The following is a 21,658-nucleotide window of genomic DNA, read 5'->3' as shown; positions in this document are numbered from 1 at the left end:
CCCCAATCATAGTGCTATTGTTTATCAGCCTTAACGACCGTCACAGTATTATGCACACATCCTGGTTAACCGCAGAACAATACGCCAGTTTAAGCACAAAAGTTCAGGGCGCCTTCCTGTCGCCGCTGCCGGCCTTTGATACGCTGTTGGTTGGTGGCGTTGACAACCGCAAGTACCTGCAGGGGCAGACCACCTGCGACGTAAACAGCTTAACCGATGCTAACTTTTTACACGGCGCCCACTGTGACGCCAAAGGTAAAATGTGGTCGCAGTTTTATCTGGCCGATGCCGGCGAGCAGTTAGTGGTTATTGCATTTCGTGATGAGCTAACTGCCTCTGGCGCACAGTGGAAAAAATTTGGTGTATTCTCCAAAGTGAGCTTTGAAGCCGGCCTGCAGCATTATGCTGTGTTTGGCTTAAGCTGCAGTGAAGGCACTGATAGCTCTGCCCTAAGCGCACTGATCCAGCAACTGGGCTTTGAGCGCCCGGCCAAAGGCACTGTTAGCCGACAGCAGCAGGCGATGTTACTGGCACTGACCGACACGCATTTTTTACTGCTAACGCCGTTAGCTCAGGCCCAGCAGTTAATGCAACAAGGCTTGCCACTGGCCTGCCCCAATGCCTGGCTGGTGCGCCATATTCAGCAAGGTTTTAGTTATCTGGAGCAGGGCTTAATTGGCGAGTTAGTGCCACAGATGCTTAACTTACAGGCGCTGGATGCCATCAGCTTTAGCAAAGGCTGTTATATCGGCCAGGAAACCGTGGCGCGGTTGAAATACCGTGGCGGCAATAAACGGGCAGCCTTTATATTAACGGCGAAGACCGACGAGCTGCCCGCCACCGGCACCGATATTGAAATACAACTTGGAGACAACTGGCGCCGCAGTGGCCAGGTCGTCAATGCTGCGAATATTAATAACGAATTATGGTTAATCGCAGTATTACCGAACGACATAACCGCGGCAGATACGTTACGGCTGCACAGTGACAGCGCGCCACTGTTGCAATTAATGCCGTTACCCTATTCGCTAACTTAATGAGGTTTTCATGACCATTTCTCAAGACAAAGTCGTCGCCATGCACTACACCGTTACCGACAGCAAAGGTAACCAACTGGACAGCTCAGTCGGTGGCGAGCCTTTAGTCTTTCTGTTTGGCCACGGCTCGCTGATCCCTGGTCTGGAACAAGCATTAGCCGGTAAAAGTGCCGGCGATAAATTTACTGCCAACATTGCTGCCGCAGATGCTTATGGCGAACGTCACGATGCGTTAACTCAGGCCGTGCCTAAGTCGATGTTCGACGGTATGGAAGTTGCCGTAGGTATGCGCTTTCGCGCGGCAGGCCCGGATGGCCGCGAACAGTCAGTGATTATTTTGGAAGTGACAGAAGATGAAGTGGTGGTAGATGGTAACCATCCGCTGTCTGGCATTGACCTGACCTTCGACGTAGAAGTGGTGCTGGTGCGCGATGCCACTGATGAAGAGCTCGATCACGGCCATGTCCATGGCATAGACGGTCACGCTGGTCATTAATGCTGCTGGCAGACGGTGTGTAAACTGCCGTCTGCCGTATCGTTGCCCGCCCAGCTAATGTCAACTATCACCTCTGCCAGCGCCGTTATCGGCCAGGATGGCCAGCCCTGTTTTGGTCATTATGCCACGCCGCCCACAGAGCTTGGCCTTGAGCGCTTTGTCTATCGCACTGTGATGGACAAACCCGCCAGTGCACTTAGTAAATACCTGCATTTTAAACAGTTTCAGTTTGTAAGTCTAAGCCACCCCGACTGGCAAATTGGTATTGCTATTGCTGATATCCGCTACCTGGCCAGCGCCTTTTGTTATTTTTATGATCGCAAAACCGGCCAACTGGACGAGCTGGAGCTGTTAAAGCCTTTTAGCCTGGGCGCTCGCATGAGCCCAAGCCCGGTACAGGGCGAAGCGCGCATCAGTGGCAAGCAGCAAATCAGCCTGACACTACAGCAGTACAATTGGCAGGTTCGCTTAAGTGGCGCCTTGCTGCAGGGCGAGTTTAGCCTGAATGGCGCAGCAGATGCCTCGCCACTGGCGCTGTGCACGCCCACCGGCTACAACGGCTGGACTTACACACAAAAGCATAATGCCTTGGCGGTTAACGGTACACTAAGCTACCGAGGCAAGCCGTTGGATTTAACTGCTGCCCTGGCCGGTTATGATTTTTCTGCCGGCTTTATGCGCCGCGAAACCAGCTGGCGCTGGGGCAGTATCAGTGCCGTGCTACCTCAGGGCCGTTTTGGTTTAAACCTGGCCTGTGGCGTTAATGAAACCGGCACTACAGAGAATGGCTTATGGCTAAATGGCCAGTGGCAAAGCCTGCCACCCGTCGCGATAGCGCTAAACCGCCAACAGCCACAGGCGCCCTGGCAATACCGCGACGACACCGGCCGGATAGCACTGCAATTTACCCCGCAGCAAGTGCGGCAGCAGAAACTTAACCTGGGCATATTGGCGAGTAATTTTCGGCAGTATTGCGGTTTTTTTTGCGGCGAAATTACCCTTGCAAACGGCGAGAAACTTACGCTACAACAAGTGCCTGGACTGGCAGAGGACCATTTTGCCCGTTGGTAACACCGCATTAGCAAGCGCAGTAAATTCTTGACAGCGTATTCAAAGCCCCCTATTTTTAGCCCCCTGAGCAACCCAAAACCATTGAGCGAAAACCGGCCTGAATGAAAGATCGCATTATCATTTCTGTTTCGACAATCAATGGTACACGCCATTTTAATGTCAGTAAGCTGTTCAAACGTAACGCTATTATTGCAATGTGGCTACTACTTTTCGGGTTGGTTATTACTGCTGCCGTCATTGAGTACCTGCTGCAAAGCGTAGAGCAAAGCCAGGCACAGCGCGCCCATCTGGCCAGCCAAGCCAGCGCACTGCGTGACGAAATTGCGCTGCTACAGGACAACAAAAATCAACTGGAGCACGAGCTGAACCAGAAGCAGGACGAAATGCTGCAGGTGATCAACCGCGTCGGTGAAATTGAACTGGCACTGGGTCTGGAACAGCAATATCCACAAAATCTGGAAGCAAGGTTGGACACGGCTTCGGTAAACTCGGCCGCCCGTATGGCCATGTTGCAGCTGGTCCCTAATGGTTCACCGCTGGAGTTTAGCCGCCGTTCATCTCGCTTTGGCCTGCGCCAACACCCTATAGTCGGCAAACAGCAACACCATAAAGGTGTGGACTTATCGGCTAACCGCGGCACCGAAATATACGCCCCGGCTGACGGCGTGGTCGAGGTAGTACGCTCGAGCAAGCAAGGTTTTGGCAACCTGTTAAAGATCCGCCATGCTTTTGGTTTCTCTACACTGTATGCCCACCTGCAGGACTTTAAAGTGAAACCTGGCCACTTTGTGCACAAGGGCCAGTTAATTGCTACCTCGGGTAATACCGGGCTGTCTACCGCACCACATTTGCACTATGAAGTACATTTCCTTGATCGGGCACTTAACCCTCAGCACTTTATGGACTGGGATGCCACTAACTTCGATCTGGTGTTTGAAAAGGAAAGGAGCATTAAATGGGACTCTTTAGTAAGCATGCTGGAAACCAAAGCAAGCACTCAGTTACAACTGTCATCGCACAAGGATGCTCAATTAACGGCAGTCTCCGACTAAGCTGTGATATGCAGGTTGACGGCTACGTCGAAGGCAAACTTGTCAGCGACAAAACGTTAATTATCAGTGCATCCGGCCGTATTAAAGGCGAAGTTACCGCCGACAAAGTCATTATTAATGGCCTGTTCGACGGTGAATGTTACGCCAACAGCGTAGAAATTCTGCCGCAGGGTAAAGCCCATGGCACTATTCATTGCGACGATTTAAGCATTGAACGTGGCGGCAGCTTTTTAGGCAAAACCCTGCCAACCTCAGCAGAGCATGTTGTGGCCCTGCCCAAAGAAGAGCAGGCGGCCAAATCACTGGAACAAGGTAGCAACCGTCAACAGACGGGTTAACCTGCTATTTTTGCCATCGGGCGCAGCCTGTAACGACGAAGGCTGGTGTTTTCATCACCAGCAGGGTAGCTTAGACAGTACTTAACAGTCGATGGCAGTCCAATTATGAAACCAACGCTTATTGCCGCCCTGATTAGCCTTAGCAGCTTTGCTGTGTCAGCTGACAGCAACAATCTTAGCACACTGATCCAACAAGATTACCAGCAGCATTTGGGTGCCTTATTTACCCACTTCCATCAAAACCCTGAACTGTCGCATATGGAGTTTAAAACGGCCAAACGTTTGGCCAATGAGCTGCGTGCGGCCGGGTTTGAGGTCACCGAAGGCGTAGGTAAAACCGGTGTTGTGGCAATGATGAAAAACGGCCCGGGTCCACTGGTCATGATGCGCGCCGATATGGATGGCCTGCCGGTTGAGGAAAAATCCGGTTTACCCTACGCCTCTAAAGCGAAACAAAAAGACTGGGATGGTAACGAGGTGCATGTGATGCACGCTTGCGGCCACGATGTGCATATTACCAGCCTGGTCGGCACAGCAAGGCGTATGGCGGCGATGAAAGATCAATGGTCTGGCACGCTGATGCTGGTAGGGCAACCGGCTGAAGAGCGCGTCGGTGGTGCCAAAGGCATGATGGAAGACAATATCTGGGGCCGTTTTGGCCAACCCGATTATGCGCTGGCGTTTCACGTTTCTTCAGAAATTGAGGCGGGCAAAATTGTCGCCGTTGAAGGCTCACCGTACTCGGGCGTAGACAGTGTTGATATTATCGTGCATGGCGTTGGCGCCCACGGTGCCAGCCCGCACCGGGGTAAAGACCCTATCGTGCTGGGCGCGCAAATCGTGCTGGCGCTACAAACCATTATCAGCCGTGAAATTGCGCCCAAAGAGCCGGCGCTGATAACCGTTGGCGCCTTTCACAGCGGCACCAAGCACAATATTATTTCCGATAAGGCGCACCTGCAGCTGACCGTGCGTAATGACAGCTGGGAAACCCGCGAATATTTAATTGCAGCCATTAAACGGGTGGCGGAGAACTTAGGCCGCGCGGCAGGCTTGCCGGAAGATAAACTGCCACAAGTGATTATTGATGACGAGCCCACACCGCCAACCGTGAATGATATTCCACTGACGCAGCGGCTGAAAAAAGCCTGGGCGGCCAACATGGGTCAACCGGTCTTTGACGAAAACTACAAGCGCTTGGGTATGGGCGCGGAAGACTTTCCGTTCTTTACCACTGAGCCCTATATTCCCAGCACCTACTTTGCGGTAGGTGGTACACCGGCTGAAGCCTTTGCCGCGGAAAAAGCCGGCGGCCCGGCCGTACCAAGCCACCATAGCCCGCTGTTTAAAATCGCCCCACAGCCTGCAGTAACCAAAGGCGTTGAGGCAACGGTAATCGCACTGCTGGATCTCATGCCGAAGGCGTAATCGGGTTATGTAACATTGCGTAACCGCATCTGTTTTGCTGAAATTTTCAGCAAAACAGATGCAAAGCTATACCTTTCTGCTACAATGCCGCCCCTTTTGCAGGCGCAGGCCCGCAGTGTGTTATTTTGCGGAGTCGCAGCATGAGCAATACCCCATTTTCCAGCCTTAATTTACCTCAGGCGTTAGTCAGTAATCTGAGCGATTTAGGCTACAGCAGCATGACCACCATTCAGGCACAGGCACTGCCGGCAATTCTTGAAGGTAAAGATGTTATTGCTCAGGCGAAAACCGGCTCAGGTAAAACCGCGGCCTTTGGTTTAGGCTTGTTGGCCAAACTGGATGTAAAGTATTTCCGCGTACAAAGCCTGGTGCTGTGTCCTACCCGCGAGCTGGCCGATCAGGTCGCGGCAGAGCTGCGTAAACTGGCGCGCAGCATTCACAATATTAAAATTCTGACCCTGTGCGGCGGTGTGCCGATTGGCCCGCAAATTGGCTCGTTAGAGCACGGCGCCCACATTATCGTTGGTACACCCGGCCGGGTGATCGATCATCTGGACAAAGGCCGGTTGAAACTGGACGATTTAACCACACTGGTGTTGGATGAAGCCGACCGCATGCTGGAAATGGGTTTTAGCGCCGATTTAGACGCCGTAATTGCCATGGCACCTGCTGCACGGCAAACCCTGCTGTTCAGTGCGACCTACCCCAGCGCGATTGCCAGCTTAAGTGAGCGGTTACTGCGCTCGCCACTTCGGGTAACCGTCGACGAGCAACATACCAGCAGCAGTATCGAGCAGAAGTTTTATCAGCTCAGCCACAATAACGACCGCTTGCAAGCGCTGCAGACTTTGCTACTGAATTATCAGGGCCAAAGCAGCATGGTGTTTTGTAATACCAAGCGTGAAACGCAAGACGTCGCCGACGCCTTAGCCGATGCAGGCTTTAGTGTGCTGGCGCTGCATGGCGATATGGAGCAAAAAGACCGCGATCAAACGCTGGTGCAATTTGCCAATGGCAGTGCCTGCATTTTGGTCGCGACCGACGTCGCCGCCCGCGGGCTGGATATCAGCAGTGTCGATGCGGTATTTAACTACCAACTGGCGCATGATGCCGATACTCATACCCATCGTGTTGGCCGCACCGGCCGCGCCGGTCAAAGCGGTATGGCGCTGAGTTTGTTTACCGCCAGCGATGCTGGCAAGTTGCTGGCGCTGGAAGATGGTTTAGGGATAACCATTGAACCGGCTGAGCTACCGCCAGCCGATGCTTCAGCACGACCAGCAGCGCCAGTAATGGCCACCTTGCAGCTGGACGGCGGTAAAAAGCATAAGATCCGTGCCGGCGACATCGTTGGCGCCTTAACGGCCAGCAAGCAGCTAACTAATGATGACTTAGGCAAAATTCAGCTGCACGATATCTGGAGTTTTGTTGCGGTAAAACGCAGCAAACTTAAGCTGGCCCTGCAGTTACTGCAACAGGGCAAGATTAAAGGTAAAAATATTCGCGCCAGGGCGCTTTAGGTCTGGGGCTTCTGCTGGCGCAGCGCCTTAGTAGCGCCACGCTGCTTTTTATGCTCCAGCCGCCGCTGCTGGCTGCCATAGGTGGCCTTGGTGGCAATACGCTTTTTCGCTACCCGCGCTACCGACTGCACCAACTCAATAAACTGTGCCAGCGCCTGTTCGCGGTTCATCTCCTGGCTGCGGCTTTGCTGGCATTTAATAATAATTTTGCCACTTTGCGTAATCCGATGATCGCTTTTTACCAGCAGCCTATCTTTATAAAACGCCGGTAAACTCGACGCCTTAATATCAAAAATCAGCTGGGCAGCGGTAGACACTTTATTCACATGCTGGCCACCGGCACCACTGGAGCGGATAAACTGCCATTCCAGCTCGTTATCGGCCAACACCACACTGTTTGAAATCTCAATTGCCATCGGAAACCACTGCCTCGCCACACTGACATGGATCAGACCACAAGCCTGGGCCAGATACAAGCTAAGCACCTTAGCCTAAAGTCTATGCACCTTAAGTCTAAGTTCGCTAACGCCGGTTTTTCGCTACAGTAGTAGCTAGTAACTGAGCTTTAATTGGTGCGGAGATCTCCAATGACAACACAAGCCAAACTCGACTACCAACAACTGTACCAGCAAGCCACCGACGCCCCTGAAGCTTTTTGGCAACAACAGGCAGCAAAACTGCATTGGTATAAGGCACCACAACAGATATTACTGCAGCAGGACGCTGTGCATTATCAGTGGTTTAGCGACGGCGTGTTAAACACCGCTTATCTGGCACTGGACAGCCAGGTTGAACAAGGCCGGGGGGAGCAAACAGCGCTGATTTACGACTCGCCGGTAACCAAAACCAAACAACGCTTTAGTTACCGTGAATTGCGCGATGAGGTGGCACAATTCGCCGGGGTATTAAAAAGCCTGGGCGTACAAAAAGGCGACCGGGTGGTGATTTACATGCCAATGATCCCGCAGGCCGCCATTGCCATGCTGGCCGTGGCGCGTCTGGGCGCCGTGCACTCAGTGGTATTTGGTGGCTTTTCCGCCCACGAGCTGGCGCTGCGAATTGATGATGCCAAGCCCAAAGTGGTACTTAGCGCCTCGTGCGGTATTGAAATTAGCAAACTGATTGCCTACAAACCGCTACTGGATGATGCTATCGACAAAGCCGCACATAAACCTGAACATTGCGTTATTTACCAGCGGCCACAATGTGTGGCTGAGCTAAAAGCCGGCCGCGATCTGGATTGGCAGCACGCATTGACTAAAGCCGAACCGGCTGCTTGTGTGCCGGTAAAAGCCACGGATCCTCTATATGTGCTTTATACCTCGGGCACCACGGGCAAACCCAAGGGCGTGGTGCGTGATAACGGCGGCCATGCGGTGGCGCTGAATTACAGCATGCAGGCGGTGTATAACGCCAAACCGGGCGATGTGTTCTGGGCCGCATCCGATGTAGGCTGGGTAGTTGGCCACTCTTATATTGTTTATGCGCCGTTAATCGCTGGCTGCACCACGGTATTGTATGAAGGTAAACCGGTCTTTACCCCTGACGCCGGGGCTTTTTGGCGCGTGTGTGCCGAGCATAAAGTCAATATTTTGTTTGCTGCGCCCACCGCCTTTCGCGCGATCCGTAAAGAAGACCCAGAAGCGGCGCTGCAGCAGTATGACTTATCGGCACTGCGCACCATTTTTATGGCTGGCGAAAGGCTGGATCCGGCAACATACCAATGGGTGGTCGATAAACTGCACAAGCCGGTAATCGATCATTGGTGGCAAACCGAAACCGGCTGGCCGATTGCCGCCAACCCGGCAGGTATCGCCCTGTTACCCGCGAAACCCGGTTCGTCTACCGTACCGGTGCCAGGCTTTAATGTGCAAATTCTCGACGAGGCCGGTCAGCCGCAAAAAGCCAATGAGCAAGGCTATATTGCCTTAAAGCTACCGCTGCCACCCGGCTGCTTAACCACCATCTGGGGCAATGACGCACGCTTTGTCGACGGTTATCTCGCCACCTTCCCCGGCTATTACGCCAGCGGTGATGGCGGTTATATTGACGAAGACGGCTATCTGTTTGTGATGGGCCGCACCGATGATGTCATCAACGTGGCGGGGCATCGTTTGTCTACCGGTGAAATGGAGCAAATCGTTGCCAGCCACCCGGCCATTGCCGAATGCTGCGTAATTGGTATTCCTGAGCCAATTAAAGGCCAGCAACCGATGGCACTGGTACTGATTAAAAACGGCGTTGAAGTAGATGAAACCATTTTAGAAGCCGAGCTGGTGGCCATGGTACGCGAAGAAATTGGCGCCCTGGCCTGCTTTAAAAAAGCGCTTATTGTCAAACGCTTACCGAAAACCCGTTCGGGTAAAATACTACGCAAGTTACTGCGGCAAATAGCCGATGGCAGTGAGTACAGCGTGCCGTCAACCATAGACGACCCAGCCAGCCTGCCAGAAATTGCCCAGCTGATGCAGGCCCGCGGCCTGGTAAGCGCCGGCTAAGTGCCCGGAATGCGGCTGCCGGTAAAGCCAGCATTCAGCGGCTTGTGCTAGGCTTTAGCCAGTTTATTCAGGTTGAGCCGCACCCTTGATTGTCGCCAAGCATGTGTTTGTTAGCAGCATAGCATTTTTACAGCGCCGCCCCGGTTTAATGGCGGTGCTGGCCTTTTTTAGCGGCGTGGCCAGCTTTTTTCTGGTTGAACGCAAAGAGGCGTTGGCACAACTGATTGCGGTATTGCTGATGTTAAGCTGGCTTTGGTTCTGGCTGGATAACTGGGTAAGCCAGCGCGTACAACAGCGTTTTGGCGTTGCCATTCCCGACAATGCTGTGCGCTTTGCGCTGCAGCTGGTGCATCAGGAAAGTCTGTTTTTCGCCCTGCCGTTTTTTCTGGCCGCTACCAGTTGGAACCATGCTCAGGCCGGCTTTACTGTACTGATCATTATCTGTGCGCTGGTGTCGGTAACAGACCCGCTGTATTACCGCAAACTGGCACCGCAGCGCACCCTGTTTGCTATCTTTCACGCCTTTGCCCTGTTTGTGGTACTGCTGGTTATTCTACCGGTATTGCTTAAGCTAACGACCAGCCAAAGTCTGGCTACAGCACTGGTGTGTGCAGTGCTGTTTAGCTTGACAGCACTGGGCCGCCTGTTGCCAGGCGGCCGCTGGTGGCGTTTGCCTTGCTTGCTGCTGTTACTCAGTGCTTTGGGCACCATGCTATGGCAATTACGCAGCGTGATCCCGCCCGCGGCGCTGCGCCTGACGAGCATAGTGCTGACGCAACAACTGAATACCGAGCAGCGTCTGCCCGGGCGCAGTATTAACCAGCTGGACGAGCAAAGCCTGCACCGCAGTGGGTTGTACAGTTTCACCGCTGTTAAGGCTCCGCGCGGTTTGCACGAAGCCATTTACCATGTTTGGCTGCACAACGGCAAAGAGGTAGACCGGATTGAACTGGATATCAGTGGAGGGCGCGACAGTGGCTATCGTGCCTGGAGCCGCAAACAGCATTTTCCGCAGCATGCAACAGGCCAGTGGCAGGTAAAAGTTGTGACGGCATCAAACCAGCTGATTGGCGTTAGTCGCTTTGTCGTGACAGCGGCTGCACCGACGGCGGCGTTTTAACCGGTTTTTTACAGTGTTGTGCCAACAAGCGCTCTAACTCACGCAGCTCTTGCTGTAACCTTTGGCCATGAGCCGCATCGTAAGGTTGGCGCAACTGTTTACGCAGCTCCAGCCGCTGCTGGTTCAGTGTAATACACTCAGCCTGGCTAAATTGCGGCGTGGCGCGCGCCCAGCTAATAAGTAAAAGGCTCAGACCTGCAATTTTATAACGGAGCATATTTGTGTCCTGTTATGGCATCTTAGTTAACGTAAACAGTGTTGACGCTACCGCGAATAAGGCCTTATCTTAGCACGCAACCACAGCGGGTGTAGTTCAATGGTAGAACGAAAGCTTCCCAAGCTTTAGACACGGGTTCGATTCCCGCCACCCGCTCCAGTTCTGCCCGCTTGAAATATTTTTCCGTTTTTTGTCACAGCCGGTGTTGCTGACGGTACTTGGTAATGAACAGCGTTAATTATCAAGGAGCATCTATGAACAGCACCGCACAAAACACTAAAACCAAACCCGGCTTCTGGACTTACTTTGCCATCAGCCTGACCATTGTCGGCGGCATGCTGGCAGCAAATTTTAATAGCAACGCCGCCGAGAGCTTCAGCGTTGAAGTCATTGGCACAGGCAAACCGGTACTAATGATACCGGGGTTAATGTCAGACGCCCGGGTCTGGCGCCCAACTGCCGAAGCATTAGCCCGCGACTATCAGCTGCATTTAGTCAGTATCGCCGGTTTTGCCGGTAAGCCTGCCATTGAAGGCGACTTGTTGCCCAAGGTTAAACAAGAGTTACTACAATATATTGCCCAGCAGCAACTGGATAAGCCGGCTGTGGTGGGCCACAGTTTAGGCGCTTTTATGGCCTTTAACCTGGCCAGCAGCGCACCGGATAGGATTGGTACTATTATCGCCGTGGACGGCCTGCCCTATCTGGCGCCGGTATTCAGCCGCAGCAACGACACCACCACTAAGATGATGCAGGGCCAGGCCGCATTTTTGCGCCAGCAGTACCAGCAGATGAGCTCAGAACAGCTAAGTGCAATGACGGCGCAGGGCTTGTTTATTCAGGCCAGCAGCGATGTGCATCAGCAACTGGTGCTAAGCATGGCAACAGCGTCAGATCCCAAAGCGGCCGGCCAGGCGCTGTATGAGCTACTGACCACCGATCTGCGTCCGGCAGTAAGTGCCATAACAAGCAAAGTGCTGCTGTTAGGTGCCGGGGGCGCCCTTAGAAGCGATGCCGAACGCCAGCATGCGCAGCAACTGTATCAGCAACAACTGGCCGGTATTGCTAATGCCACACTTGAGTTTCACCCTAAGGCACGGCATTTTATTATGCTGGACCAGCCTGATTGGCTACTGGCACAACTGAGCGCAGTACTAAAGGACTAACCGCCATGAGTATTACCCTGACCGAACAACAGCTGATCCCCGATGTCAGCGCCGCGCAGCAAGGTGATGTCAGCGCCTTTGGCCGACTGGTGGCGCGTTGTCAGCGTAGTGTCAGCAGCATTGCGCTGGCAATAGTAAAAGATCTCGATGCCAGTGAAGATATTACCCAGCAGGTGTTTATTCATATCTGGCAGCAGCTGAATACGCTACAAAACCCGGCCAGCTTTTTGCCCTGGGTGCGCCAGATCACCCGCTACCGCGCCTTTAATTACCTGCGCGATAACAAAATAGCAGCAAGGGTAAGCGCCGGTGAGGCCGAAACCTTGCTGGCCGATTTTGCCAGCGACAGCGACCTCGCCGGCGAGCTGGAACAAGCCCAGCAAAATCAGATCATGGCGAATTTTATTAGCCAGTTGCCAGAAGATAGCCGCGAGATCGTGCTGTTGTTTTACCGCGAAGAGCAAAACAGCCAGCAAGTGGCTGAGCTGCTGGGGTTAAGCGAAGCCAATGTACGTAAAAAGCTGCAACGGGTGCGCGAGCTGTTAAAAGAGCAGATGCTGGCCAAGTACGGTAAGCTCATCTTAACCACCGCGCCCGGCCTGGGTTTAACCACAGCCATTTGCAGTGCGCTAACTGTAGCCAGCCCGCCGCTGGCTGCCGCTACGGTAAGCGCTGGTGCCAGCCAGAGTTCATGGCTGGGTAAAATTGGCTTGTTACTGGGCGGCGCTATGCTGGGGGCAATGGCCGGCGTAGTTGGGGTGGTGGCCGGTATGCGCCAGCCAATAAAACGGGCGGGCAGCGCGGTGGAAAAGCAGCAGCTGATTGCACTGCGTAACCGCACCATTGCCTGGGTGCTGGCGAGCGGGCTGTTACTCACCGCCAGCTATGAATTAACAAAAGGCGCCTGGGGGCCGCTTAGTGCGTTTACGCTATTTATCGGCGGCTTACTGTGGTTTAACTATCGTGGCTGGCAGTTAATGACGCCACAATTAAAGCAACGGGGCGAAGCAGCATACCGCAGGAACAAGCTGTGGTGTATTTGCGGTTTAGTTTTGGGGTATGGCGCGGGTTTTACCGGCGTTATTATTGGCCTGATAAACAGTGGCCGCCTGTAACACAGGCGGCACTGCAGGTTTTAGCGCAGTTTTTTCAGCCGCCACAGATCGCGCAACACTTCCCAAAGCGGAAACAACGCTATAATAAACAAACTTATCTGCACCGCACGTTCTATCTGGTGTAAGTCCAACACCTTTTGCCAGGCCGCAGGTTCCAGCTGTAACAGCGGGCCACTTAACGCAAGCAGTACTATAGCCACGACAAAAGCGCTATTTAATACGATATTCGCCAACAGCATACCTCGCTGCCAGAATCGCTGCCGCAGTTGCCACAGGCTATTGGCAATACCAAACAGCACCAGCGGACTGAACCATCTCAGTACATGTTGTGCATCGTCGTTGAGTAAAAACCTGTTGTTTGCCAACTGCTCTGGCGACAGCCACAAGGGATACCAAATCACAATGAACAAAAACAAATAGGTCGCCAGATCGGTAAAAATATCCGACAGGGGAATATGCTGCCAGTGCGGGCCAACCGCCGGCAGTTTCTCTGGCTGCCAACTCTGCTCACACTGGCTGTGCGCTACAGGTTTATTGCGCGACATTAGCCAAAATGCCAGGGTAATACTGGTAAAACCCAACAGCACATCTTCAACATAGCCACTAAGCAAGCGTTTCATATACAGCACAAAGCTCATATCGCTACCCAACCAGGCGGCCGTGGCATCAACAACCTGCAGCAAAAGCAAAATACCCAACACCATAAATAAGGTGTTTTTATACAGCGGCATATAGCCCGGGCTAATCAGCGGCTGTGGCGGTACAAATTGCTGCGCTACCGTACGTGGGTGGCCCATCTGCTTTAATATTGCTGCAACTTCAGCTTCGTTAAGCTTACCCTGCTGCGCTGCCAGTGCATCCAGCTGATCCATAATATTGGCGTTAAGCTCGCGGCCTATTTCATCGCGTTTGTCTTCCGGCAATTCACGCTGCACGGCGGCGATATAACGTTGTACCAATTCCATTACAGTTGCTCCTGTGATGCTGTGCCTAATAAACTGCCAAGCGCATTATTTAGCTGTTGCCATTCATCCGTTAACTGCCCGAGTAACTGTGCACCCAGTTCTGATAACTGGTAATAGCGCCGTTCGCGTCCCTCGCCCTGGCGCCATTCACTGGTTAACAGCTCCTGCTCGGCCAGCCGGCGTACCAGCGGGTACAGCGTGCCCTCGTCAATATCGATACCACCCTGTTGCAACTGCTGGCGCAGTGAGTAGCCGTAGTGTGGCTGCTTAAGCGAGGCCAGTACGGCCAGCACCAGCACGCCCCGGCGCAGCTCTAAGCGCATTTTGTCTAGTTGTGCAGTGGTCATGCTGTGCATTCCTGTCTCTAGCTTTATACTGTGCACCACATACTGTGCGCCGCACAGCAATAAATACTAGGCGCCGCACAGTATAAAAGCAAGACATAAACACAAGCAATTGCGCCGAAACATATAAAATATTGATTTAAAACAACTTAATTATTTAAGCGTTTAAAAAGATACAGCAAGTAAAGCGCGCGACTGTAGGTTGCCGCGGCGGAAAGTGAAGAGCAGCCTTACTAGAGGCCGCTAAGGTGGCGCCATCGCATCAGGCTGCGTAAGGTTTTCATGCTGTGATGATGGCGTAGCTGGAATAACACGCCGGCACTAAAACTCAGTGTCAGCCCGGGTGCTGACGCTAAAAAGCGCATTGTACTTCGCTTGAGTAAAAACTGATAAGCCTGCAGCTGCTTGTGCTGCTGCAGGCTTTTTTCTGCTAACACCTGTACCTGTTGTTGTTCGGTTTTAAGCAAGCGGCCAATAAGCATAGCGCTACTCCTGTGTTGGGTGATGGGTGTCTTTATTGCTTTTTGCCCGGGCGCTGCGGACAAATATGCGGCGTAACTGACGCCAGCTTTGCGTAAAACCCACTTGCGTCAACACATAGGCCAGGCTGTGCCAGCACCACCATAGCAAAGCAAGCTGCAGTATTATCAGTGTCGCAGCGGTAACAGTAATTGACTGAGACACCTGCCACAGCAACATACCCAGTAACGTTAACGTGCCGGCCCACAGCAAGATAACCCCGGCCCCAAAGCACACCAGCAGCGCAGCGCCAATTAACAGGCTGCGACCAGTTAGCTGCCATTCGGCTTTGGCCGTTTTGCCGGCCAGTTTAAGCTGCGCAACATAAAGCTCAGCCACCGACCACCCGAGCGCCGCCAATGCGGTAATATCGTCTAATGCTTTAGCACCTGGCGACAGTTTGCTGCCTGGCGCGCTCTGCGTAGCCTTCCGATGGGCTGACAGCGAGTCTTTTACCACATGATCTGGCCGCTGCGCTGGGGCTGCGGCGGTTTCACGACTTTGCATAGCTACCTCTAGCGCCGGCGCAGTAAGGCGGTTACCAACATACCGGCAGCAAAGGCAATACCTGCCGTAGCCAGCGGGTTTTGCGCGGCTAACTCGCGGGTTTTACTGTACGAGCTTTGCAGTTGCTGTTTAATTTCTTCCTGCTTATGTGCCAGGGTTTCTTGCGAGCTGGCCGCCGTTTTGCGCAGGCTGTCTTCAGCGTTAGCCGCTTTGGCCGCCACGGCATCCACCGCATGGTGCGCCGCTTCGCTGGCTTTGGCGGTTACCGGCGAGTTTAAGCCACTGTTAGCTTTGCTGTTCGCTTGACTGTTTGTACTGGTTGCACTGGCCATACTATGTCTCCTTATGTTGGTAACATCTAATGGCAGCGTTTGGCTGCCGCGTGCTTACACTAAACGCAATGGCCATGCCAGCTATAGAAAAACGAATTAAAACAGTATTCTAAGAAATATTATTTACATAACACCCGCGTCAGTTTGCCAAACCGGCTGTAGAAGTTACCCGCCAGCGGTAATCTTTACAGGGTGCAATCCAGGGCGTGCAATCGCAGCCAGTGGTTAGCCAGGCGCAATTTTAATCCATGCCTCTTGCCGGCCGGTGGCGCGCCAGCCACACTGCCTGCAGTCATTTTTAATAGGAGTATGCTGTGCGCTTAACCCTAACCTTAATGCTAACGCTTTGTGCACTGCCAATACTGGCCGATACGTATTACCCACCCCGCGGCGACTGGGCCAGCGCTCAGCCGCAGGCACTGGGCGTTAATGACGAAAAACTCGCAGCAGCAGTGGCTTATGCGATTGAGAGTGAAAACCCGGCCTCGCGTGATCAAGCCATCGTGCAGGCCACCACCTTTGGTGCGCGCGAGCCTTATGATCAGATTATTGGCCCGATGGGTGTGCGCGCCGGCGCTAATGGCCTTGTTGTTTACAAGGGCAAACTGATCGCGCGCTGGGGAGATGTCGACAGTGTCGATATGACACACAGCATCGCCAAGACCTTTTTGACCACTGTTACCGGTCTGGCCTGGCAGCAGGGGTTAATTCGCAGCCTGAACGATAAAGTGGGCCCTTACATGCCGCATGGCACAGCGCTATTTGAGGGCGAACACAACAGCCAAATTCGCTGGGAGCATCTGCTGCGCCAAACCAGTGACTGGCAAGGCGCACTGTGGGGCAAACCCGACTGGGCCGACCGCCCCGAAGGCAACACCCCGGCCGACTGGCCAAACCGGCCACTGCGCACTCCCGGCAGCTATTACAAATACAATGATGTACGCATTAACCTGCTGGCACTGTCTACCTTGTATGTCTGGCGCAAACCCTTACCTGAGGTGTTAAACGAGCAGATTATGCAGCCCATTGGCGCCTCAACCACCTGGCGCTGGTATGGCTATGACAACAGCTGGATTGAGCTGGATGGGCAAAAAGTGCAGTCGGTATCTGGCGGTGGCCACTGGGGTGGCGGCATTTTTATTAACGCTTGGGACTTAGCCCGCTTTGGCTATTTGTTTTTGCGCGACGGCAAATGGCAAGACCAGCAGTTAATCAGCAAAGACTGGATAGCAATGGCACGTACCGGCGGCAGCGCCAATGCGGAATACGGCTTTGCCAACTGGTTTTTAAACCCCGGCCGCAAAGCCCTGCCCAACGCGCCTGAAACCGCAGTCACCTTTCAGGGCGCTGGCCGCAACGTTATTTATATAGACAAATACAATGATTTACTGATTGTCACGCGCTGGATTGGTAATGGCGATGAGCTAAACCAGCTGGTGGGTAAAGTATTAGCGGCGCTGCCGGATTAGCGCCGCGGTAACACCAGATAACAGTGACAACAGGTAATAACACTTAACAGGTCATACAGCTCTATTGTTAGTACTGCCACATTATTTCGTTGCGTAGTTTTTCAACTACAGCTTTTTTAGGGCCAGCCACTATTGCGTAAACCAATGTCTGGCCTTTAACAGCAATACATTTTATGGCTGCCCGGTTGTTACTGTAATTACCGTAAAGGTACTCACCATGACGGCTTTTAACTACTTGTGTAAACCCCAGCGAGTTAAGGATCTGCATACCTTTTTCCGCGCAAGCTGCTGCTGATACCGTTAACTCCTTATGATCAGACCATAGCTGCGGTGGAAACTCTTTTTGCACCGTAACCACCTCTACCGGTTCCTGCACGGCTGTATTTGAGGCACAGCCGCTTGCCAGCAAAGACAAAACTATAAACGCCAATAAACGCACTTAATTACTCCTATACAAAACCTTTCTTAGCGGCATAGCAACTGGTTCTGCCTACACCGTTTCACTGCCTGATAAGTTGGTTAAGATTTAACCCCGCCACATTGCTCTTTTGCCACAAAGGTCTTTTTAAAGGTCAACTCTGACTGGTCTAAATAGCTGATATCAAAACTAATTCGATAACCGTCTTCAAACTGCGACTTAAACTGTTCGCTGCTACACACATAATTTACCGCGACATCGTCGTAATAGGCTTTTAGCGCCTGAATATTTTCAGCGTCAGGGTGAACACCGGCAATACTTAGCTGCAGCGTAAAATGTTTATCCGATGCTTCCACCGCGATCAGTTCGATTTTTTCATTGGCAAACGGTGTTAAGGCGTCTATTTCATCTGCTACCGATTTAGCGTAGTGGTATTTCGAGTAGCCCCAAGCGCAGGCAACTGCGATACCCACTAAAGACAACACGACAATATTCCGTTTTCTGGCTGAATTACTCACCATGTATCAAACTCCTTTTTATTATTCACTATCACGTGCAACGCTCAGGCTTTGCCCAAACATGATTCTATGCCCTTCAGGCGTTTCGACGCCAAATTCTCGTAACCCCCAAGGTTTATTTGAAATTTTTTGGGTGAAGTTAACACCTCGCTGTTGGTACTGGTTATACAACTCATCAATACCCTCACAGTTGACATAGGCAAAAAGCGCGTGATTATTCGTTTCCCTTGCCGGAACTTCACCACGACAGTCGCCGACCATCAGATAAAAATGATCAAGGTGCAAAAATGCCCAGCCGCCAATAGTGTTCTCCAGGGTAAAACCGAGCTTCTCTGTAAAGAACCTTACCGCAGAATCAAAATCGGCAACTGCTAGTACATGTTGAGTTTTAGCTACTTTAAACATGACGTTACTCTCAAGGTGGTAAGGATTTATAACGCCCCGCGCATGCGCGCGAACTTGTGAGCGTCGCAGGGGCCGTAGGCACCGAATGACGCGGATTGTTATAAATTATTTAACTCTTTAAGCTGATAATCCTTTGCCGACACACAAAAGGCAATAGCACCATTGAGCTCCGCTTCAGGCTTATAAATCAGCGTTATTGCCGAAAGCTGTAAGCTCTCTTGCGTTAAACACAACTGAGATAACACATACCCCGGCTTTTCAATTCCTTCAATTCCTGTCGGATCAAAGAACATAACCGGAACCTCATTTTTTTGTCCCTCACCGAACTTATAGCTAATGCTTGAAAGGTTCTGGTTATTTAGTCTTTCTGGAACATAAAGGTTTACTAAACTGCAACTTTCGGTTTCTGAACTGGAATATTTATAACTTAAAAAAGGCTCAATACTGCTATCCGCTTCCTTGTCACAGGCAACGGAATTGGCAGTAAAAAGCAGAAGCAAAAAGCTAGCTATCCGATTCATCAAAACTCGCAATAATTTATAACGCCCAAATTTAGCGCGGAAAGCCGCGCAGCGGGTTGACGTCGCAGCCAGCGCTTTTTGCTGGCGATAAAATTTGATTGTTAGCACGGGAATTAAACACCTTAACCCGAATGGCATTAACTAGCACAACGCACCAACAAATGACGAAATAGCCAGTAAATACCATAAAGATTTCATCTGTTATTACCGCGCCTAAAAGGGATGCAATATACAAAAGAAAGCTGCTTACTATGGCAGAAAAGGCTAAACAATTAACGAGGTGGCTTCTGTCTTTAGTTAGTGCAACAAAACCTAACCCCAGAGCAACAATAACAAACTGAATATAGTTGGCTGGTATAGTACTTTTGCTCAATAACTCGACGATAAACACAACACCATAAAATATGAAATGTAAAAGTGCTGCATAATCAACCATTTTCTTGGTAGTCATCTTAACTCCCTGTAATAGTGCTAACGCCTCAAACACCGGATTGGTGAAGTTGGCGGCTTTTTTGCGCAAGCGAAAAAGGTGACAGCTTTACCAAGTCCGCGTGCTTTGACTTGTTAGGTGCTTTATTCACTGTAGATTACATTACCATTTAAATCATAAACCTCTTCATATTGAAGGAGGTTTGATACAAACTCATTAAAAGTATTTGCCACAACTAGACTATTGCCTTCATCCGTCTCTGTGACAACAACCTTGGGTTCAGTAAAAGAATCTCCATAGTCTAGGGCCAACCATGTATGGCCATCACCTTCTAGCGGCACATATGTTTCCGGAAGGCCCCACTCTCTGCCAGAGCTTATGGAGCTATATATTGAGTATTCCGAATTAGGATCTACGCTTGCAAAAGTGCCAATTTCGTAAAAGCCTTCACCAAAATAGTATTTTAGAGTTTCGTTTTCACAAGACGGGAGTTTAACTACCTTAGTTTCTTCTGATTCGGAGAATTTCACATACTCTTTAGGTAGTGTGAATCCATATTTTTCTTTGAAGTAACTAAGAGCTTCTTCGTGCGTGTAAACTCGATAGTTTTCAACTTCTCGAACACCACCGCATTCAGGGCAAACAAAGTATGCAGTTCCGTCAACGATGTCTGGATTTTTGAGTTCTCTGCTACAACATCTCATACTCTGATACTCGCGCACCTAACGCTCGCAGCACAGGCCGAAACCCGCGCAGCGGTTGAGGTCCAGGCCACGCAGTGGCCGATTGTGACTGCGTTTGTTAGGCATAAATTAATGCTCGCCTTTTAATACATGTAGAAACAAACACGATAAACGATATTAGAGTTGATACTGACAAAAGTAGAACTACGGGAATACCTTGAATGCTCTCATTCAGATAAAGCACCAAGAAAAAAGCCATTGTAGCCAGTAAGAACAAAAATTGGATAAAGATCGCCTTTCCACAGCACCTAAATATCATGTGATAGTCAACATGTCTCTTTTTCAGTGCACCTATTCCGTAAAACACAGGCAAAGAAATAATTGCTAAAACAACTACCGGCGCAAAAGTTAGCAAGCTAATAATGAAATTTTTTGTTGCCACGAAATCCATATTGTTGCCTAACGCCCGCCACAAACGCGAGCAACGTATTGCGAGTCGAGCGCCCAAAGGGCGCGTTTTTGATGGCGTTTGTTATATTTACCAAAACCAAGCTCTTAAATGCCAATAGTTACGCACTAACGAAAAGCATATAAGCGGCACAAGTAAGGCAAATAGCCACAGGCCAACCGAAGTAAATAACACAATTGCGCCATTAAACCCGAACACCAATAATGCCTGTAGCCAATTTATTTTAAACGCTGTCAGCATCAGTAGTTGAACAACAAAAAACAACTGCCCCAAAAAAATTAGCTCTTTACGAAAAGAAACAGTGTCGCTGTATAACTGTGGTAAGTTATTTTCAACACGATAGCATTCCAACTGCTCGCTGCCAGACAACTCAATACAACTATTTCCGGGCCCGTCAGAGGAATTTATATTTCCAGAGCTTTGCGAACCTGCAAGCAACGCAAAAAAGTAGCAACATGCAAATAGGACAAGCAGCCAGCCTGCTTTTTGATGCTCCGATGCTGAGAAGTTAAAGTGATTCATCAGTAAATATAACGCCTAAAGCAGCGGCGCGCGTCAGCGCGTCCGGCCCGCAGGGCAATACTGCCTTTATTTGTTAGGTTAAGATATGTCACGAATGACAACACCTGAATAATTGGTAATAATCTTGTAATTATTAGGAGCAACTTTGATATTAGGCCATGTCGTTGGCGGTCTTACTCCATGCCAAGAGCAATAGACTTCAACTCTCAACCCTCGCCAACTTCGTGGATCTCGGATTGGATTTACCATCTCAAAAATTCCACTAAAAGGGCGACTGTTTCTATATGTGGCATCCACGACTTCGATTACAGTCACACCGCTCACCGTAGAGCTAGAGCTAGCGACAGCATTATTGTCAGTATGAGGAGTAGCTCCGTGAGCCCATGTTGGGCAAGTATGTGGCATATGAAATCTCCAGTAACTGTTCTTACCCATAAAAAGTAGACACTCGGTTATGCGCATTTGCGCTCAAACTCAGCCGGGCTGACATAGCCAATC

Annotated in this window: 26 protein-coding genes and 1 tRNA gene; 13 read left to right on the top strand and 14 right to left on the bottom strand. The window is 51.1% G+C overall.

From position 1 onward, the window contains the following. Positions 1 to 50 precede the first annotated feature (50 nt). The 7 genes from ygfZ to dbpA all read left to right on the top strand — a co-directional run bounded on the left by ygfZ (position 51) and on the right by dbpA (position 6,942). Positions 51 to 1,037 carry a tRNA-modifying protein YgfZ gene (ygfZ, locus tag ABGI61_RS15300; protein WP_347602732.1) on the top strand — a complete coding sequence of 329 codons (987 nt, stop codon included), beginning with the start codon at positions 51 to 53 and terminating at the stop codon, positions 1,035 to 1,037. A 10-nt stretch (positions 1,038 to 1,047) separates the two neighbouring features. Beyond that, entirely contained in the window at positions 1,048 to 1,533 is a 486-nt protein-coding gene (locus tag ABGI61_RS15295) for an FKBP-type peptidyl-prolyl cis-trans isomerase (protein ID WP_347602729.1), read from the top strand. A 57-nt stretch (positions 1,534 to 1,590) separates the two neighbouring features. After that, positions 1,591 to 2,604, top strand: a complete 1,014-nt coding sequence (locus ABGI61_RS15290; protein WP_347602726.1) for a DUF2804 domain-containing protein — start codon at positions 1,591 to 1,593, stop codon at positions 2,602 to 2,604. Between the two features lie 101 nt (positions 2,605 to 2,705). Further along, complete coding sequence (locus tag ABGI61_RS15285; protein WP_347602723.1) at positions 2,706 to 3,656, top strand: M23 family metallopeptidase; 951 nt, start codon at positions 2,706 to 2,708, stop codon at positions 3,654 to 3,656. Positions 3,657 to 3,664: 8 nt separating this feature from the next. Then, positions 3,665 to 3,994, top strand: a complete 330-nt coding sequence (locus tag ABGI61_RS15280) for a bactofilin family protein (RefSeq protein ID WP_347602720.1) — start codon at positions 3,665 to 3,667, stop codon at positions 3,992 to 3,994. A gap of 105 nt (positions 3,995 to 4,099) precedes the next feature. Next, complete coding sequence (locus ABGI61_RS15275) at positions 4,100 to 5,422, top strand: amidohydrolase (protein WP_347602717.1); 1,323 nt, start codon at positions 4,100 to 4,102, stop codon at positions 5,420 to 5,422. Between the two features lie 140 nt (positions 5,423 to 5,562). Further along, on the top strand, positions 5,563 to 6,942 hold the full coding sequence (gene dbpA / locus ABGI61_RS15270) for an ATP-dependent RNA helicase DbpA (protein ID WP_347602714.1): 1,380 nt from the start codon (positions 5,563 to 5,565) through the stop codon (positions 6,940 to 6,942). Here the strand turns inward: dbpA and arfB are convergent. Next, positions 6,939 to 7,358, bottom strand: a complete 420-nt coding sequence (gene arfB, locus ABGI61_RS15265) for an alternative ribosome rescue aminoacyl-tRNA hydrolase ArfB (protein WP_347602953.1) — start codon at positions 7,356 to 7,358, stop codon at positions 6,939 to 6,941. The genes dbpA and arfB overlap by 4 nt on opposite strands. Before the next feature lie 171 nt (positions 7,359 to 7,529). Here arfB and ABGI61_RS15260 point away from each other — a divergent pair, with 171 nt between their 5' ends. Both ABGI61_RS15260 and ABGI61_RS15255 read left to right on the top strand, forming a co-directional pair. After that, positions 7,530 to 9,440 (top strand): propionyl-CoA synthetase, encoded by a 1,911-nt coding sequence (locus ABGI61_RS15260; RefSeq protein WP_347602711.1) that lies wholly within the window; start codon positions 7,530 to 7,532, stop codon positions 9,438 to 9,440. Positions 9,441 to 9,525: 85 nt separating this feature from the next. Beyond that, a complete protein-coding gene (locus ABGI61_RS15255; protein WP_347602708.1) occupies positions 9,526 to 10,560 on the top strand; it encodes a DUF5924 family protein in 1,035 nt (344 codons plus the stop codon). On the opposite strand, the gene ABGI61_RS15250 is transcribed toward ABGI61_RS15255, so the two are convergent. Next, positions 10,514 to 10,777, bottom strand: coding sequence for a hypothetical protein (locus tag ABGI61_RS15250; protein ID WP_347602705.1), 264 nt, complete (start codon positions 10,775 to 10,777; stop codon positions 10,514 to 10,516). The two genes, ABGI61_RS15255 and ABGI61_RS15250, sit on opposite strands and share 47 nt — an antisense overlap. Positions 10,778 to 10,862: 85 nt before the next feature. On the opposite strand from ABGI61_RS15250, the gene ABGI61_RS15245 reads away from it, so the two are divergent. From ABGI61_RS15245 to ABGI61_RS15235, 3 genes are all read left to right on the top strand, one after another. Then, positions 10,863 to 10,936 (top strand) — tRNA-Gly (locus ABGI61_RS15245). Between the two features lie 95 nt (positions 10,937 to 11,031). Continuing rightward, a complete protein-coding gene (locus ABGI61_RS15240; protein ID WP_347602702.1) occupies positions 11,032 to 11,943 on the top strand; it encodes an alpha/beta fold hydrolase in 912 nt (303 codons plus the stop codon). A gap of 5 nt (positions 11,944 to 11,948) precedes the next feature. After that, on the top strand, positions 11,949 to 13,058 hold the full coding sequence (locus ABGI61_RS15235; protein ID WP_347602699.1) for an RNA polymerase sigma factor: 1,110 nt from the start codon (positions 11,949 to 11,951) through the stop codon (positions 13,056 to 13,058). 20 nt (positions 13,059 to 13,078) lie between these two features. Here ABGI61_RS15235 and ABGI61_RS15230 read toward each other — a convergent pair whose 3' ends face one another. From ABGI61_RS15230 to ABGI61_RS15210, 5 genes are all read right to left on the bottom strand, one after another. Continuing rightward, positions 13,079 to 14,023: an HAAS signaling domain-containing protein gene (locus ABGI61_RS15230; RefSeq protein WP_347602696.1), complete on the bottom strand. Its 945-nt coding sequence runs from the start codon at positions 14,021 to 14,023 to the stop codon at positions 13,079 to 13,081. Next, positions 14,023 to 14,370 (bottom strand): PadR family transcriptional regulator, encoded by a 348-nt coding sequence (locus ABGI61_RS15225; protein WP_347602693.1) that lies wholly within the window; start codon positions 14,368 to 14,370, stop codon positions 14,023 to 14,025. The genes ABGI61_RS15230 and ABGI61_RS15225 overlap by 1 nt, the downstream gene beginning before the upstream one ends. 230 nt (positions 14,371 to 14,600) lie before the next feature. Further along, entirely contained in the window at positions 14,601 to 14,849 is a 249-nt protein-coding gene (locus tag ABGI61_RS15220; RefSeq protein ID WP_347602690.1) for a hypothetical protein, read from the bottom strand. Between the two features lie 4 nt (positions 14,850 to 14,853). Further along, positions 14,854 to 15,393, bottom strand: a complete 540-nt coding sequence (locus tag ABGI61_RS15215; protein WP_347602687.1) for a hypothetical protein — start codon at positions 15,391 to 15,393, stop codon at positions 14,854 to 14,856. Between the two features lie 8 nt (positions 15,394 to 15,401). Next, a complete protein-coding gene (locus ABGI61_RS15210; protein ID WP_347602684.1) occupies positions 15,402 to 15,725 on the bottom strand; it encodes a DUF883 C-terminal domain-containing protein in 324 nt (107 codons plus the stop codon). Between the two features lie 314 nt (positions 15,726 to 16,039). Here ABGI61_RS15210 and ABGI61_RS15205 point away from each other — a divergent pair, with 314 nt between their 5' ends. Continuing rightward, positions 16,040 to 17,194: a serine hydrolase domain-containing protein gene (locus tag ABGI61_RS15205; RefSeq protein ID WP_347602681.1), complete on the top strand. Its 1,155-nt coding sequence runs from the start codon at positions 16,040 to 16,042 to the stop codon at positions 17,192 to 17,194. A 67-nt stretch (positions 17,195 to 17,261) separates the two neighbouring features. Here ABGI61_RS15205 and ABGI61_RS15200 read toward each other — a convergent pair whose 3' ends face one another. The 7 genes from ABGI61_RS15200 to ABGI61_RS15170 form a co-directional block, all read right to left on the bottom strand. After that, positions 17,262 to 17,543 carry a hypothetical protein gene (locus ABGI61_RS15200; RefSeq protein ID WP_347602678.1) on the bottom strand — a complete coding sequence of 94 codons (282 nt, stop codon included), beginning with the start codon at positions 17,541 to 17,543 and terminating at the stop codon, positions 17,262 to 17,264. Between the two features lie 170 nt (positions 17,544 to 17,713). After that, entirely contained in the window at positions 17,714 to 18,133 is a 420-nt protein-coding gene (locus tag ABGI61_RS15195; protein ID WP_347602676.1) for a hypothetical protein, read from the bottom strand. Positions 18,134 to 18,151: 18 nt separating this feature from the next. Further along, positions 18,152 to 18,535 carry a VOC family protein gene (locus ABGI61_RS15190; RefSeq protein WP_347602673.1) on the bottom strand — a complete coding sequence of 128 codons (384 nt, stop codon included), beginning with the start codon at positions 18,533 to 18,535 and terminating at the stop codon, positions 18,152 to 18,154. 98 nt (positions 18,536 to 18,633) lie between these two features. Next, the gene (locus tag ABGI61_RS15185) at positions 18,634 to 19,164 is read right to left on the bottom strand and encodes a hypothetical protein (RefSeq protein ID WP_347602670.1); all 531 of its coding nucleotides are present in this window, start codon (positions 19,162 to 19,164) and stop codon (positions 18,634 to 18,636) included. Then, positions 19,088 to 19,507, bottom strand: a complete 420-nt coding sequence (locus ABGI61_RS15180; protein ID WP_347602667.1) for a hypothetical protein — start codon at positions 19,505 to 19,507, stop codon at positions 19,088 to 19,090. The genes ABGI61_RS15185 and ABGI61_RS15180 overlap by 77 nt, the downstream gene beginning before the upstream one ends. 122 nt (positions 19,508 to 19,629) lie before the next feature. Further along, positions 19,630 to 20,208, bottom strand: coding sequence for an SMI1/KNR4 family protein (locus tag ABGI61_RS15175; protein WP_347602664.1), 579 nt, complete (start codon positions 20,206 to 20,208; stop codon positions 19,630 to 19,632). Between the two features lie 499 nt (positions 20,209 to 20,707). After that, a complete protein-coding gene (locus tag ABGI61_RS15170; protein WP_347602661.1) occupies positions 20,708 to 21,160 on the bottom strand; it encodes a hypothetical protein in 453 nt (150 codons plus the stop codon). Positions 21,161 to 21,658 lie beyond the last annotated feature (498 nt).

The organism is Rheinheimera fenheensis, assembly GCF_039871805.1.
In the GTDB taxonomy this organism is placed as follows: Bacteria; Pseudomonadota; Gammaproteobacteria; order Enterobacterales; family Alteromonadaceae; genus Alishewanella; species Alishewanella fenheensis.
This window is presented reverse-complemented; position numbering and strand designations above follow the sequence as displayed.

Bases quoted from the DNA above. Each gene is read 5' to 3' on its own strand.
- ygfZ (WP_347602732.1), top strand. From the start codon at position 51: ATGCACACATCCTGGTTAACCGCAGAACAATACGCCAGTTTAAGCACA.
- ABGI61_RS15295 (WP_347602729.1), top strand. From the start codon at position 1,048: ATGACCATTTCTCAAGACAAAGTCGTCGCCATGCACTACACCGTTACC.
- ABGI61_RS15290 (WP_347602726.1), top strand. From the start codon at position 1,591: ATGTCAACTATCACCTCTGCCAGCGCCGTTATCGGCCAGGATGGCCAG.
- ABGI61_RS15285 (WP_347602723.1), top strand. From the start codon at position 2,706: ATGAAAGATCGCATTATCATTTCTGTTTCGACAATCAATGGTACACGC.
- ABGI61_RS15280 (WP_347602720.1), top strand. From the start codon at position 3,665: ATGCAGGTTGACGGCTACGTCGAAGGCAAACTTGTCAGCGACAAAACG.
- ABGI61_RS15275 (WP_347602717.1), top strand. From the start codon at position 4,100: ATGAAACCAACGCTTATTGCCGCCCTGATTAGCCTTAGCAGCTTTGCT.
- dbpA (WP_347602714.1), top strand. From the start codon at position 5,563: ATGAGCAATACCCCATTTTCCAGCCTTAATTTACCTCAGGCGTTAGTC.
- arfB (WP_347602953.1), bottom strand. From the start codon at position 7,358: ATGGCAATTGAGATTTCAAACAGTGTGGTGTTGGCCGATAACGAGCTG.
- ABGI61_RS15260 (WP_347602711.1), top strand. From the start codon at position 7,530: ATGACAACACAAGCCAAACTCGACTACCAACAACTGTACCAGCAAGCC.
- ABGI61_RS15250 (WP_347602705.1), bottom strand. From the start codon at position 10,777: ATGCTCCGTTATAAAATTGCAGGTCTGAGCCTTTTACTTATTAGCTGG.
- ABGI61_RS15240 (WP_347602702.1), top strand. From the start codon at position 11,032: ATGAACAGCACCGCACAAAACACTAAAACCAAACCCGGCTTCTGGACT.
- ABGI61_RS15235 (WP_347602699.1), top strand. From the start codon at position 11,949: ATGAGTATTACCCTGACCGAACAACAGCTGATCCCCGATGTCAGCGCC.
- ABGI61_RS15230 (WP_347602696.1), bottom strand. From the start codon at position 14,023: ATGGAATTGGTACAACGTTATATCGCCGCCGTGCAGCGTGAATTGCCG.
- ABGI61_RS15225 (WP_347602693.1), bottom strand. From the start codon at position 14,370: ATGACCACTGCACAACTAGACAAAATGCGCTTAGAGCTGCGCCGGGGC.
- ABGI61_RS15220 (WP_347602690.1), bottom strand. From the start codon at position 14,849: ATGCTTATTGGCCGCTTGCTTAAAACCGAACAACAACAGGTACAGGTG.
- ABGI61_RS15215 (WP_347602687.1), bottom strand. From the start codon at position 15,393: ATGCAAAGTCGTGAAACCGCCGCAGCCCCAGCGCAGCGGCCAGATCAT.
- ABGI61_RS15210 (WP_347602684.1), bottom strand. From the start codon at position 15,725: ATGGCCAGTGCAACCAGTACAAACAGTCAAGCGAACAGCAAAGCTAAC.
- ABGI61_RS15195 (WP_347602676.1), bottom strand. From the start codon at position 18,133: ATGGTGAGTAATTCAGCCAGAAAACGGAATATTGTCGTGTTGTCTTTA.
- ABGI61_RS15190 (WP_347602673.1), bottom strand. From the start codon at position 18,535: ATGTTTAAAGTAGCTAAAACTCAACATGTACTAGCAGTTGCCGATTTT.
- ABGI61_RS15180 (WP_347602667.1), bottom strand. From the start codon at position 19,507: ATGACTACCAAGAAAATGGTTGATTATGCAGCACTTTTACATTTCATA.
- ABGI61_RS15170 (WP_347602661.1), bottom strand. From the start codon at position 21,160: ATGAATCACTTTAACTTCTCAGCATCGGAGCATCAAAAAGCAGGCTGG.